The 15022-nt window shown below is 40.9% G+C and carries 11 protein-coding genes; 6 read left to right on the top strand and 5 right to left on the bottom strand.

All coding sequences use genetic code 11. The features are described 5' to 3' along the window. Positions 1 to 114 precede the first annotated feature (114 nt). From G3O08_RS16565 to G3O08_RS16585, 5 genes are all read left to right on the top strand, one after another. Entirely contained in the window at positions 115 to 2625 is a 2511-nt protein-coding gene (locus G3O08_RS16565; RefSeq protein ID WP_163286574.1) for an FtsK/SpoIIIE family DNA translocase, read from the top strand. Between the two features lie 3 nt (positions 2626 to 2628). Continuing rightward, positions 2629 to 3276, top strand: a complete 648-nt coding sequence (locus G3O08_RS16570; protein WP_163286575.1) for a LolA family protein — start codon at positions 2629 to 2631, stop codon at positions 3274 to 3276. A gap of 645 nt (positions 3277 to 3921) precedes the next feature. Further along, a complete protein-coding gene (gene typA, locus G3O08_RS16575) occupies positions 3922 to 5736 on the top strand; it encodes a translational GTPase TypA (protein ID WP_163286576.1) in 1815 nt (604 codons plus the stop codon). A 209-nt stretch (positions 5737 to 5945) separates the two neighbouring features. Beyond that, positions 5946 to 6128: a CPXCG motif-containing cysteine-rich protein gene (locus tag G3O08_RS16580; protein ID WP_163286577.1), complete on the top strand. Its 183-nt coding sequence runs from the start codon at positions 5946 to 5948 to the stop codon at positions 6126 to 6128. Between the two features lie 409 nt (positions 6129 to 6537). Beyond that, a complete protein-coding gene (locus G3O08_RS16585; RefSeq protein ID WP_204336914.1) occupies positions 6538 to 7470 on the top strand; it encodes a bile acid:sodium symporter family protein in 933 nt (310 codons plus the stop codon). Here G3O08_RS16585 and G3O08_RS16590 read toward each other — a convergent pair. The 3 genes from G3O08_RS16590 to G3O08_RS16600 form a co-directional block, all read right to left on the bottom strand. Next, a complete protein-coding gene (locus tag G3O08_RS16590) occupies positions 7461 to 7817 on the bottom strand; it encodes a hypothetical protein (RefSeq protein ID WP_163286578.1) in 357 nt (118 codons plus the stop codon). The two genes, G3O08_RS16585 and G3O08_RS16590, sit on opposite strands and share 10 nt — an antisense overlap. Before the next feature lie 225 nt (positions 7818 to 8042). After that, complete coding sequence (gene ung, locus G3O08_RS16595) at positions 8043 to 8711, bottom strand: uracil-DNA glycosylase (RefSeq protein WP_163286579.1); 669 nt, start codon at positions 8709 to 8711, stop codon at positions 8043 to 8045. Position 8712: 1 nt separating this feature from the next. Beyond that, positions 8713 to 10236, bottom strand: a complete 1524-nt coding sequence (locus G3O08_RS16600) for a DEAD/DEAH box helicase (protein WP_163286580.1) — start codon at positions 10234 to 10236, stop codon at positions 8713 to 8715. A 107-nt stretch (positions 10237 to 10343) separates the two neighbouring features. Here G3O08_RS16600 and G3O08_RS16605 point away from each other — a divergent pair, with 107 nt between their 5' ends. Next, a complete protein-coding gene (locus tag G3O08_RS16605) occupies positions 10344 to 12911 on the top strand; it encodes a phosphoenolpyruvate carboxylase (protein WP_163286581.1) in 2568 nt (855 codons plus the stop codon). Here the strand turns inward: G3O08_RS16605 and G3O08_RS16610 are convergent. Then, positions 12908 to 13489, bottom strand: a complete 582-nt coding sequence (locus G3O08_RS16610; RefSeq protein ID WP_163286582.1) for an LOG family protein — start codon at positions 13487 to 13489, stop codon at positions 12908 to 12910. The two genes, G3O08_RS16605 and G3O08_RS16610, sit on opposite strands and share 4 nt — an antisense overlap. An 11-nt stretch (positions 13490 to 13500) precedes the next feature. Next, entirely contained in the window at positions 13501 to 14997 is a 1497-nt protein-coding gene (locus G3O08_RS16615; protein WP_163286583.1) for a hypothetical protein, read from the bottom strand. Between the last annotated feature and the right edge of the window lie 25 nt (positions 14998 to 15022).

Here is a 15022-nt window from a genome sequence, read left to right on the forward strand (position 1 = left end):
TCTAAAAATCAATCAACACTCCACTGTTGAAATACCAAAAAGAAATTTGCGTTATACAACCCTTGCGAATGTACATTTACAAATTGACCCAATAATAGACCATAGAATAGCCAAATGGCAAAAAAGAACCGCATAAAAGCCACAAAATCAAAAGCCGAGCCAAAGAAAAGTACATCTTCGGGCGGATTTAAGCAATTATTAAGCGACCAGCGAACTCATCGTATTGGTGGATTGCTGATTTTATTTCTCTGTATATATTGCCTTATAGCCTTTACCAGTTTCATTTTTACCTGGAAGGCTGATCAGTCTATGCTATCTGACAGCTGGTATGCGGTATTGCGCGAAGGAAACTACGACGCTGAAAACTGGCTGGGTCCGCTCGGCGCTATGGTGGGCCATTTGTTTATTCATAATTGGTTTGGAGTAATGAGTTTTCTCTTCATTCTGATTTTCTTTAATCTCGGCTTTAAGGTTCTTTTCAAGAAAAACCTACTGCCCCCCGTTAAGACTTTCTTTGTTTCTATACTGGCCATGGTGATTTTTTCACCGCTGCTTGCTTTTGTGTTTCGGGCTGAAAATGCGCAGTTTGTAGGTGGTGCGTTTGGATACGAACTCAACCATACCCTTTACGGCGTTGTGGGGCAGATAGGAACGGGTATCCTCCTGTTTTTTGCGGCTATCGCATTTATTATCGCTGTGTTCAATCCTTCGTTTAGCTGGCTTAGTAAAATGGCAACAAGCGTCGGTTTGGGATTTGAAAATATGTTTACCAAAGTAAAAAACCGAGCCACTGAGGCACGCGCGGCAGCTCTGGAAGAAGATGAAAAAGAAGATTTTCAAGATACCATTGGCGAGATGGACGATTTTAAACAATCTGCCGCCGATTTGGCAATGAGCGATGACGACTTTGAAGCGGTAGAAATTGTTGAAAAACCGAAGAAAAAACCTGCGGTGGCTGACGCCGAACTGGAAATGGAGACGACCGTTGCTGAGGCAGAGCCTGAAGTTGCTGCGGCCGATGATGACAGTGAGTTTTCGGTAGAAATGCCAAAACAGGAAAAAGAGCTTAGCGAAGCAGAGTTGAACCAAAAAGTGAAAGATTTTGGTGAGTATGATCCTACTTTAGACCTGGCGCAGTACCGAATGCCCGGAGTTGATCTCTTACAAGATTACGGCGGTGGAAAAGTTACTGTAAGTAAGGAAGAACTTGAAGAGAACAAAAATAAAATCGTTACCACCCTCTCGCATTATAAAATCGGTATCGAAAAGATTAAAGCTACCATCGGGCCAACCGTTACGCTTTACGAAATAATACCGGAGCCCGGTGTGCGTATCAGCAAAATTAAAAACCTGGAAGATGATATTGCCCTGAGCCTTGCGGCTCTCGGAATTCGAATCATTGCCCCTATTCCCGGAAGGGGAACCATAGGTATTGAGGTGCCAAACAGCAACCCCGATATTGTGTCTATGCGCTCGCTAATAGCTTCAGAAAAGTTCCAGAATTCAAATATGGAGCTTCCAATCGCCCTTGGTAAAACCATTAATAATGAATCGTTTGTAACTGATTTGGCCAAAATGCCTCACCTCCTTATGGCCGGTGCTACAGGACAGGGTAAATCTGTAGGACTAAACGCTATACTTGTATCGCTTCTCTACAAAAAACACCCTTCACAAATAAAATTTGTACTCGTTGATCCTAAAAAGGTTGAGCTTACACTATTTAATAAAATTGAACGCCACTATCTGGCAAAGCTTCCCGATGAGGAAGAGGCGATTATTACCGACACCAAAAAAGTTGTAAAAACGCTCAATTCGCTTTGTATTGAGATGGACAACCGGTACGAAATGCTCAAAAATGCCGGGGTTAGGAATATTAAGGAATACAACGCCAAGTTTATTAAGCGCAGGCTGAATCCTGAAAAAGGACACGCCTACCTGCCTTATATCGTACTAGTAGTAGATGAGTTTGCCGATCTGATAATGACTGCCGGAAAAGAAGTGGAAACCCCTATTGCTCGTCTCGCACAGCTGGCTCGAGCCATTGGTATTCACCTTATTATTGCCACGCAGCGACCATCGGTAAATATTATAACCGGGGTAATTAAAGCCAACTTCCCTGCGCGTATTGCCTTTAGAGTTTCCTCAAAAATTGACTCGCGAACCATTCTCGATTCTGGTGGAGCAGATCAGCTTATTGGTCGCGGAGATATGCTTCTCTCTACCGGAAATGACCTGATACGCCTGCAATGTGGATTTGTTGACACACCCGAGGTAGATGAGATAACCGAGTTCATCGGAAATCAACGTGCCTACCCGCATGCATTCGACCTTCCCGAAGTGGCAGATGAAGAAGGAAGCGGCCCGGGAGAGATTGACCTCAGCGACCGCGATGTGCTATTTGAAGATGCGGCTCGGGTGATTGTTATGAACCAACAAGGATCGACTTCTTTGATTCAAAGAAAATTAAAATTGGGCTATAACAGAGCGGGTAGAATTGTAGATCAACTGGAGGCTGCAGGCATCGTTGGCCCATTTGAAGGAAGCAAGGCCCGACAGGTTTTGGTACCGGATGAATATTCTTTGGAACAATTATTGAAGGCTGAGACTGAAAATATAGAAAACTAAAACATGAAATACATTCAAACCATTCTTATTGCGGCACTTATCGTCATAACGGGAAGCCTCCATGCTCAAGATGCAAAAGCAAAAGCCATCCTTGATAAAGTCAGCAATAAAACACGACAGTATAGCACTATTACCAGCGACTTTACTTTTACGCTTGAAGACAAAGCGGCAGATGTAAAACAAACCCAGGAAGGTACCCTTAAAATGAAAGGCAAGAAATACTACATAAAGCTGGGCGACAATAATATTTACTCTGATGGCGAAACCCGCTGGACCTATAATGAAGATATGAATGAAGTGTATATCGATGTGGCCGACGGCGGTGGCGATGCGCTAAATCCATCTGAAATATACACCATTTGGGAAACCGGATTTAAGCAGTATTACGAAAAGGAAATGACCGAAAATGGCATAACTTACGACGTAATAAAGTTGATACCGACAAAACCAGCAGACAAGACATTTCATACCATAAGGGTATATGTAAATCGCGCTAATGATGAATTGGGGAAAATTGAAATCCTCGGAAAGCAAGGTGACAACTATACCTATAATGTAAAGTCGTTTAAAACCGATGCAACTTATGGAAATGAAACTTTTGTTTTTAACAATAGCGCTCACCCGGGAGTTGAAGAAATCGACAACCGATAGGCTTAAAGATTTTTAATAAAACAGAAACCCACTTCGCATTTCGGAGTGGGTTTCTGTTTTAGCAAACTATCTTGTAAAATTGCAGCTATTGTGAGAATATAAGAGATTAGAATTACGTTCATCGAAGAATTCCAGTTACGCACTCGCTCTCTCCTTTGCATTCCTCTCGGTAAAAGGCCTCATAGGATGCAGCAGGGTGCAGCCCCAAACATTTCGACCAAGCATTTCAATAGGCTCAATAACCACTCAACTTAGCTCAGCGCTCTATCTACCGAAAGGCGAGAATGAAAATAATAAATAATATTGGATTCACAATTTAAAATTTTGCAGCGAGATACGGCTTATCAATTATGTTTCTCAGATTTCTGAACACAAGAAAATTCATGCGCCTGCGTGAACATCTTTTCACACAAAATCGAGCAGCAAATTTGAGAACTCACATTATATACAAGTATAAAAACACAGAATAAATGATCCTTGCCGTGCTGCACTATTGAATAGCACAATGAAATCATGCTTCATGACAGGCAAAATATTCATTCCCAATCATCACGGGATATTATCATTCTCAAATTACCACAGTTTTTTCTATAAAATCAGCAAAATAAAGCGTACCTTTGCGCGCCTTTTTGAAAAAGCAAAATTATGCAGAAAATAAGAAATATTGCCATTATTGCCCACGTTGACCACGGAAAAACTACCCTGGTTGACAAAATGATTCACATGGGTAAATTATTCTCAGATCACGAAAATGCCGGAGAGCTGATTATGGATAGTAATGATTTGGAACGCGAACGCGGGATAACCATTACGTCCAAAAACGTATCAATTACCTATAAAGATTACAAAATCAATATCATTGACACCCCCGGTCACAGCGACTTTGGTGGAGAGGTAGAGCGTGTACTCAATATGGCAGATGGCGTATTGCTCCTTGTAGATGCCTTTGAAGGGCCCATGCCGCAAACGCGATTTGTATTAGAAAAAGCGATTGAACTGGGATTGAAACCAATTGTAGTTATTAATAAAGTTGACAAGGAAAACTGTACCCCTGAAGAAGTTCATGAAATGGTTTTTGACCTTATGTTTAACTTAGGTGCTACAGAAGATCAGCTTGACTTTCCTGAAGTATACGGTTCGGCCAAGCAAGGCTGGATGAGCGATGACTGGAGAAAACCTACTGAAGATATTTCATCTTTGATGGATGAAATCATTAAGCATATTCCAGAGCCAAAAGTGGAAGAAGGTAATCTTCAGATGCTTATCACGTCTCTTGACTATTCTTCATTTATTGGTCGTATTGCTATTGGTCGCGTAAAACGTGGATCTCTTGAGGCGGGACAGAAAGTGAGCCTGATAAAAAGAGATGGCACTATTATTAAGAATAAAATTAAAGAGCTTTACGTTTTTGAAGGCCTTGCCAAGAAAAAAACGGATCAAAGAATACAAGCCGGAGATATTTGTGCAATAGCAGGTCTTGATGGATTTGAAATTGGCGATACCATTGCCGACTTTGAAAATCCAGAAGGCTTACCTCCTATCTCAATAGATGAGCCAACCATGAGTATGGTTTTTACTATCAACGATTCTCCATTCTTTGGTCAGGAAGGTAAGTTTGTTACTTCTCGCCACCTGAAGGAACGTTTGGAAAAGGAACTTGAGAAAAATCTGGCTCTACGTGTTGAGAAAACAGGAACCAGCGATGCCTTTACTGTATTCGGTCGTGGTGTACTCCACCTCTCGGTTTTGATTGAAACTATGCGTCGCGAAGGATACGAGTTACAGATAGGACAGCCACAAGTAATAATTAAAGAAATAGATGGTGTAAAATGCGAGCCGGTAGAGGAATTGCGCATTGACCTTCCGGAAGAATTTTCAGGAAAAGCCATCGAAACAGTAAACGTGAGAAAAGGCGAGATGGTAAGCATGAACCCGAAAGGAGATAGAATGCTACTGGAATTTAAAATGCCTTCACGTGGAATTATCGGTTTGCGTAATTATATGCTAACAGCAACAGCTGGTGAGGCAATCATGTCGCACAGATTTTTAGGATTCGAACCCTATAAAGGTGCTATTCCATCGCGTCAAAACGGATCTATGATCAGTATGGAGCAAGGTAAAGCAATTCCTTATTCACTTAGCAACTTGCAAGACCGTGGTAAATTCTTTGTTGATCCCAACGAAGATATCTACGAAGGACAAGTTATCGGCGAGAATACCCGCCAGGGTGATTTGGTAATCAACGTTACCAAAACCAAAAAGATGTCGAATATGCGAAGCTCTGGTGCTGATGATAAAATAAAAATTGCACCGGCAATAAAGTTCTCGCTTGAGGAAGCATTGGAATATATCCAGGGCGACGAATATGTGGAAGTAACACCGAAATCGCTTCGCGTTAGAAAAATGCATTTGAAAGAAGCAGATAGAAAACGCTCTAAAAATAGCGTTACAAGTATTTAGTAATTATTGTTAGTCAAATTAGACCCCGAATTGTGGTTCCAAAAGCCATTCTTCGGGGTTCCTTTTGCGAGATTGCTATTTTTCTTTAAGGATATATTTACTATTTTTGAGTTTGGGTTTCCAATAGTAAGGCGGTCTGGGATTTCCTCGAGATTTTTGACTAGAATTGGGAGCTATTAGAATTGCAAATACAAAAAAAAAAATTCACTTTGATAGAACATTTTTTTTCTTGTCCGTATTGTTCCGAATCCATATCTGTGTTGATAGACACGTCTATACATCAGCAATCATACATTGAGGACTGCGAAGTATGTTGCAATCCCATGGAAATAAAAGTGCGCATAGAAAACGGTGAACTCACAGAATTTGATGCCCAGAATATCGGTCAATAAGTAATCGGAGCACCATTTAGCGTACTTTAAGAAAAAAATCTGTCGAAGAGATTGCACCATACTCCAGTAATTTTTAAAGTTTTATCGAAACATAAAACGAGATAGCTATTTTTGTGAGTCCAATCTGCGATCAATCTTAAAATTACATTAACAAAAATATGCTTTCATGTAAGGTTCCCTTGCCGTACATTTGCAGTGTATTCTCCCGCAAGGGAAATACAGCGAGGTTTTGGTTAGCCCCGTTAGTACCACCGCAAGGTGTACTAACAGCCGCAAGCGAATGTCCGATCTTTAATGGTTGTTTTAGATTGATTGGTTATCGATTCTCTGAATCGCTTTCATTTGGACTAGCTTGCGGTTTTTTATTTTCTTAAACTTGCGGCATCATTCTCAAGTTCCTATCCAAGCCTTGACCGACAACACAGTTTCCGAAATAGCTATACAGTTTTCTGATCAAAGTTTGGTTCTTCTCAATATTTGTTTGGGATTTATCATGTTTGGAATCGCACTTGGTATCGATCCCAAAGATTTTAAACTTGTAGCCAAGCGCCCCAAAAGCACCGCAGTTGGTGTTATCTCTCAATTTCTACTTCTTCCCGCAGCTACTTTTCTTATTGTGTGGATTATGCAACCCGCACCGGCTCTCGCGCTGGGCATGATATTAGTCGCTTCTTGTCCCGGTGGGAATATTTCAAACTTCATATCCTCAATCTCCGGCGCCAATGTTGCCTTGTCAGTCTCTCTTACCGGTTTGGCCACATTAATTACTCCCCTCTTTACTCCATTAAACTTCGAGTTTTGGGCACATTCGTTAGCAGATACCAGTCTGTACCTACAAAGTTTCCATCTCGAATTTATCGATATTCTAAAAACGGTTGTTCTGCTTCTGGTTATACCTTTACTACTAGGATTGTGGGTGCGTAACAAATTCAGGGCACTAAGTCAGAAAATTGAGAAACCCATTCGCATACTGAGCCTTATTATTTTGGTGGGATTTATAGCAGTGGCTCTGGCAAATAACTTCAGCACATTTATTGATTACCTCTACATCGTCTTCCTGCTTGTGCTTGTGCACAATGGGGTGGCGTTTGCAATAGGCTATTTTGCCGGAAAGGCAGCCCGACTTCCGGAAGCAGACAGAAGAACCGTCTCTATCGAAACCGGAATCCAAAACTCGGGTCTGGGCTTAATAATAATTTTTACTTTTTTTGATGGAAATGGCGGAATGGCCATTATAGCAGCCTGGTGGGGAATTTGGCATATTGTAGCCGGCCTGCTACTCGCCTATTATTTTAAGTACAGAGATAGGCGCGCCGGAATTCAAAAACCAATTCAATCATAATCTTCCATTGAAACCAGCACAAATACATCGGGCTCCTTTTCAATATATCCCTGATCGTAGCAATACTGATACATTTCACCTTTGGGAGTAGTATAAGTGGTGGTAAAGAATTCAAAATCAAATCCCTTCCTGCCCAACTCAGATGCTGTTACTTCAGTACCTTCTGCAGTATTTAAATCGCTTAAAATTTTTCGGTTTCGCCGCAGTACAGCGTTGATTTTACGCACATAGCTGCTCTGATAGCCATTTTCCTTGTTGTTGAAAGAACTCCGGCATTGATCTGAACAAAACTTCGCATCTGACCTTCCGGCAAACTTATCGCCACATTCTTTGCAAACTTTCTCCATATCCATATTGAATTGATACCGATGAAGATAAAAATTTTATTTTGAAGAATAGCTTATTCTATTCAAACATGTCGCTAAATCATTATATTTGCCCCAATAAAACACAGATTCATGCTCGAAAAAAAGAACAAGGAATTAGAACCTGAAATCGCAGGACCGGTAATTTTAGCAATCACTATTTTAGCGCTTGTTGTACTGGCTATCTGGATGGCGTCGTAAATACGGCTACCAGTTTATTGGGCTTTTGCTTTTCGCAACAAGATAAGCATTGGTCTTACTGAAGTGTTTGCACCCCAAAAAACCTCGATAAGCAGAAAGCGGTGACGGATGAACTGATTTGAGAATCAAGTTTTTATCAGGCGAAATCAGGGCTCCCTTTTTTTGAGCGTAGCTTCCCCAAAGCAAATACACCAAACCTTCTCTATTACGTGCAATGGCATTTATAACAGCGTCTGTAAATTTTTCCCATCCCTTATTCTGATGCGAACCTGCTTCACCTTCTTTCACTGTAAGGGTAGCGTTGAGCAAAAATACACCTTGCTGTGCCCATCTTTCCAAATTTCCATCTCTGGAATTCTCGCTGCCTAGATCGCTATCTATCTCTTTAAAAATATTTAAAAGCGAAGGAGGCAATTTCACTTCCGGGTTTACCGAAAAGCAAAGCCCATTGGCCTGACCCGACCCATAATAGGGATCCTGACCAAGAATTATCACCTTAACTTTGGTAAACGGAGTGGCATTAAATGCTTTAAAAATATCCTCCCTTTTCGGGAAAATGGTTGACGAACTATACTCGTCGCGAATAAAACTGAGTAGATTTTTAAAATAAGGCTTGGCGAATTCGTCCTCAAGCACTTCCTTCCACTCTGAATTTATTTGAATCGCGTCAGACAATTTACATCATTTTTTGACGTACTTCATTTTTCAATTTCCGCACATAAGTATCTATCAGCCAGTCGCAATAACTATCAGTAGCATTATGCAGGCAGCTGCAATAAATTCGTGTGCGATACTCTATTTCTTCTTCCAGCAAATCTATCAATTCCAATGCGTCGTAGTAATCGTCGGTATTTTTAAATATCTGGTTGGCGTGATTGTGAATGCTTAAATCAATTGCTTTTTTTGGCCTTTCACCGTGCGAGAGAAGATCAGTGTAAACTTTCTTCATCTCAAAATCATCTTTTTCAGGGTCGTAATTAGATAGCTTTTCCTGAAGCGCCAGTGACCGCTCGTAATTATAATCAATCAAGAGATTCTCATCGCGTTCCTGAATACGTTCAAAATACCGTTCAGGGAAATTAAAAATCTCTTCCCAATTAATGAAATCTTGCCACAGCCCAAGCCTTTGTACATTATTACCCAGGTCTATAATTACAAACTTTCTCTTTTCGTGGGTAATGCGCGAACCTCTGCCAATCATTTGGTGATAAAGCGTGAGCGAACGTGTAGCCCGGTTTAGAATAATGGCTTCTACCGAAGGCTCATCAAAACCGGTAGTGAGAATACCAACCGAACTGAGAATAGCTCCCGGCGTAGTACGAAACCACTCAAGGGTATCAAATCTATCTTTTGAGCTGAAGGTGCTATCGAGATGTTTTACGGGATAACCGGCATTCTTAAAGAGCTCAAAAACCCGAATTGAAGTTGCAATACCACTATTAAAGATCAGGGTTTTCATTCCCTTCGCCCGCTCGTCATAAGCAGCTATAAGCCTGTCTTGCATGGTATACAGGCTATACAATCTATCAAGCGAGCTTACGGTGTAATCGCCATCTGACCCTACCTTTAAAGAGCGTAGATTAACATTAAATGTAAATGTGGTAGCCTTGCTCAAATAACCATCTTCAATCAAATCAGCAATTCCGTGGCCAACGATCAATTTTTGGTAATTCTCATTCAGGGGAAGATTTCTATTTGAGCTGAGCGGTGTAGCTGTAACGCCAAGCAGATTTGCATTCTCAAAAAACTTAAAAAGCTTGCGGAAGGAATTGTAATGCGCCTCATCGATTATTACCAGCCCAATATTACGAAGGTAATTCTCGTTCTCATTCAGCCTATTATTAAGCGTCTCGACCATGGCCACATAGCAGTCAAAATCTTCTCTATCGTGCAACTCCTTTACATCGCGGTCAATGATTTTATTCTTCACATTCGCTTCGGAAAGCGCCTTAGAAGTTTGAGCACAAAGTTCTACACGGTGAGTTAAAATAAGCACCTTTTCGTTGCGCCGTGCGATGTACTGACGGGCTATTTCCGAAAAGATTATCGTTTTCCCACCTCCCGTAGGCAGCTGAAAAAGGATATTGACCTTCCCTTCAGATTCGTCAAGCTCCTTAAAAATTAACTCAATAGCTTCTTCCTGATAGGGATAAAGCTCCTTGTATGATTGATCCAAATTAGTTGATACCTTACTTTCCATAAAAACGGCACAAAGTTAGCTCAAATGAATGGTTATCGAAAATTGATTTACATGTGTTGGAATCAATCCGATTTTATACCTTCAATAATTCAAAAACCCACCTCAAGATGGAAGATAATCTCGCAGCTTTTAACGAATTGGTATTACTCAAGTACCAGGTTTTCAATTCTATATTCCTCACCCTTGAGCTGGATGGTGTTCACAGAACGGGAATTTTGCTTCCTTTATTGCAATCGCATTGTCAAAAAGGATTTGAAAAAAGTGAGACCCCCGATGAAATAATTAATTCTTTTTTTGAGGAATGGACTGACCTGGACACCGAGAAAAAGCGGAATGATCAGCTTTTTCGGTTTATTCAATACATTGAGCGAGAAGTCGTTTTAGTAGATTCGCTTGAAGATGCCGCATTCGATCGGGTTAACAATTTAAATGGATCGGGAAGTTTTAACAGCTTTTACGAGACTGTAAAGAAGCGCAGAGCCACAGATGAAATGCTAGAGGCTTTGAAACATTTTAGAGTAAGACTTGTCCTCACAGCCCACCCTACCCAGTTTTATCCGGGTGCGGTACTGGGAATTATCACAGATTTGGGAGAAGCGATTAAAGCCAACAATCTTTTGGCAATAAAAGAGTATTTAACCCAATTGGGCAAGACCCCTTTTTTCAAAAAAGAAAAACCTACGCCATATGACGAAGCGGTAAATCTAATCTGGTTTTTGGAGAATATATTTTACCACGCCATTCCCAAAATAGTCAATTCTATTGGTGTGCAACTCCACCAAAGCACCACTGCACTATTTGAAGACAATACCTTGCTTCAGCTGGGATTTTGGCCGGGTGGCGACAGAGACGGAAACCCATTTGTGAAAACGGATACAACCCTAAAAGTCGCCGAAAGGATGCGCACCACACTTATGAAATCTTATTATCGAGATATACGCAAGTTGAAGCGGCATATCACTTTCAAAGGGTCGGAAGACAAAGTATTGGAGATAGAACAAAAGCTGTACGAAGCGAGTTTTGTAAATCCCAAAAATGCAGCTATAAAGCTCAGCTGGCTTAAAAAAGCGTTGGATAATTTGCACGATGATGTGGAGAAAAATCACCAAAGCCTCTTCATTGACGATATCAACGAACTTCGCGAAAAAGTTAAAATATTTGGTTTTCATTTTAGCAGTATTGGCTTGCGACAGGATAGCCGTGTAATCAAGAGTGCATTTGAAGCATTTAAAAAGTTCATTCCGGAATGGAAAACCAATAAAAACCTGGATACCGACTTTGAAGCTCTTTTAAAATTGGCACCGGCAAAACAACTGCCCGAAGTAAAAGATCCGGTTTTGAACGATACGTTTCAGTGCATTCCGGCAATGAAAGAAATTCAGAAACGAAATGGAGCACATGGCTGCTACCGCTTCATTATCAGCAATTGCCGTGACGAAAATGATGTGGCACGTATATTTGGAATGGCGCGTTTTATGGGTCTTGGCGAAAAGATGTTTCTGGATGTAATTCCGCTTTTTGAGACTATAGATGATTTGGCTGTAGCCGATGCCGTGATGGAAAAGCTTTACGCAAACGCGACCTATATGAACCATTTAAAAAATAGGAAGAAAAAGCAAGTGATCATGCTGGGATTCTCTGACGGGACCAAAGATGGAGGTTATTTAACAGCTAACTGGAGCATTTACAAAGCCAAAGAAACCATCACGTCGGTCTCAAGGAAATACGGAATCAAAGTAGTGTTCTTTGATGGACGTGGCGGTCCACCTGCTCGTGGTGGTGGAAACACACACAAGTTTTACGCGTCGCTCGGCCCCACTATCGACAGCAGTCAAATACAACTTACCATACAAGGACAAACCATAAGCTCAAAGTTTGGGACTGTTGACTCTGCGCGATTTAATATGGAACAACTGCTCACCGCGGGTCTTGAAAACCAAGTGCTCAATGATCCAGATAAAAAATTGACCGAAGAAGAGCGAAAAGTACTGGAAGAACTTTCTAAAGTGAGCTACAAAGCCTATCAGGACTTTAAGAAGCATCCTAAATTTGTGCCTTATCTGGAAGAAATGAGCACCCTGAAATATTATGGAATGACCAATATTAGTAGCCGACCTACCAAACGTGGGAAAGACGATAAGCTGAAATTTGAAGACTTGCGTGCCATTCCCTTTGTAGGTGCCTGGAGCCAATTAAAACAAAATGTACCCGGATTTTACGGAGTTGGGAAAGCCATAGCGCACTTTGACAGCCAAGGTAAACTCGACGAAATCAAGAAATTATACCAAAACTCATTGTTTTTCAGAACATTGATAGAAAACTCAATGCAGTCGCTTTCCAAGAGTTACTTCCCGCTAACGCGCTATATGCGCAATGACAAAGAGTTTGGTAAGTTCTGGACGCTGATATATTCAGAGTCGGTACAAGCTAAAAAATACCTTTTGGAAATTTCAGGTCAAAAGGAATTGCTGCAAACCAATCCGGCTATTAAAGCGAGTATTGAGCTGAGGGAAAGCATAGTATTGCCGCTTCTCACCATTCAGCAGTTTGCCCTTATCAAAATAAAAGAACTTGAAAAGTCGGGCAAAGGAACTACAGAGCTCGCAGAAAGCTATAGAAAACTGGTTATCAGATCGCTGTATGGAAATATCAATGCGAGTAGAAACTCTGCTTAAGTCTGATCTTTTTGGATTGTAAGAACATTTTTGTCTGGAACGTAGGCCATCATTTGGTCATACAAATCAATTGCATTGCTGGAATGGAGCACCATAGCGGCATTTGATTCTTTTAGAAGTCCTTCACGTCTCATTGTTTCAATCATAGCGAGCAAATGGTCGTAATACCCATTGATATTCAAAATGCCGATTGGTTCCTTATGGAGTCCAAGCTGTGCCCAGGTAAGCATTTCAAAAAGCTCTTCAAAGGTTCCAAAGCCACCGGGTAGAGCTATTATTCCATCGCTTAGCTCGTACATTTTTAGTTTGCGGTCGTGCATAGAATCTACCATAAAAAGCTTGGAAAGTCCCGGATGAGCTATTTCTTTACCCGACATAAAATGGGGCAAAACTCCTATTACTTCACCATTATTATCAAGAGCTCCCTGGGCTACAGCACCCATTAGTCCCAGATGAGAGCCCCCATACACGACTCCTATTTCTCTCTTTGCCAAGAAGGCTCCAAGTTGATACGCTGTTTCTTTGTAAATAGGATTATGACCGATACTGGACGCGCAAAAAACAGATATTCTCTTCATTGATATTTAAATTAAGTTTGGGTTGTACCCTGATTGCGGCGATTCATTTTCAAATACATAAATAACTTTTGAGCTGCACCCGCCACAACCAGCAGCATTGGTATTAACACAGGCAAGGTATAGCGCTCTTCGACGCCGCGCTGTATAATGCAAATATAACCGAGATAGATTAAAACTGGAATTGAAACGGAAAGCCAAAGTACAGATTTTCGCGTAAGCAGCAGTGCAAAAGGGAAACAAACAAAAATACCGAAGTGGATGAAGAAAGAAAAATAGCGGAGCATTTCCATAAAGATATTTCCCCGCCAGGATTTTTGAAAAATATAAAGCGACAAATTGCTGTGTGCACCGAGGCTTAAATATACTTTTAACGGAACAAAAATATTTGAATAAAACCAATGTTCACGTATATAGCTGCTACGAAACTGCGAAAAGGTTGCACCCAAATTGATTTCCTCATCTCTAACACCATCTATTGGTAAACTCGCTTTTGCATAAGGAACCTGACGTTTTAATATTCCAAAATACGTCAGGTAAGCATTTCTCAAACGGTCTTTGCCGATCAGGTTAATTACGTCCATATCAGTTGCCTTCAAAATATTGGATATCGATTTATGCGGATCATGACTATGCACAGCATCAGCCCAAAGTTGGTTTACAGTGGCATTAAATGCCTGCCCTGATTGACCCCAGCTCTTGTGAAAATTCCAAATATCGCGGTGCAGTGGGCGATAAAGATCATTGTTATCGTTTTGATAAATAGGATGCAAACCTTGCAACTCATTTGTTTTTGTAGAAATTGAAACCTGCCAGATAATAATAGGAAGTAACGAAAGACCTGCTAAAAAGAGCAGATTTTTGAACCTCATTTCACGAAAGTGTGCAGCTGCCAATATTAAGACCGTAAAAACCCAAATAATCATTGGAGGCCTCACCAAAATGAGAAATCCCAAAAGTAGCGCGATTGGCAATAGTTTTAAAACCGTACACCGATAACATCTAAAAAGACCGTAGAGAATGATAAGAACCAGCGATGGAGTTACGGCTTCGGTGAGCGTATATGAAAGAAACCCTGAAAATACAGGTAAGAGAGCGACACCAAATGCTAAGGCATAGCTCAAGCGATAGTTAAGACTCAAAAAAGCACCAATATGGGGAATTAAAGCCACTGCGATTCCAAACAACAAAAAATGAACTACTACCAAAGCAATTAAGGACTGATGTTTAGACAAAATCAGCCTGAAGCCGGCATAGATCAAACCATATCCCGGACTTCTTGTGGCAATTGAGGCAGTGCCCGCAGCATTGCTTTTCCAGCCTTTGCCTGCTATAAAATTTTCGGCGGGAGCCAGATACGACGCATCATCAAAAGTAAGAACTGTTGTTTGTTCTCTTAATAAATCTGACTGCAATCCAGCGAGATAATGATGATTAACAAAATGCGCAATACCGGCGATAAATAAAGCCAGCATAAACAAAACAAGCGAGAGAATTCTCTGTTTATTCACGGGCGATGAAGGTATAAAACATCTG

It is taken from the genome of Cryomorpha ignava (assembly GCF_010686655.1).
In the GTDB taxonomy this organism is placed as follows: domain Bacteria; phylum Bacteroidota; class Bacteroidia; order Flavobacteriales_D; family Cryomorphaceae; genus Cryomorpha; species Cryomorpha ignava.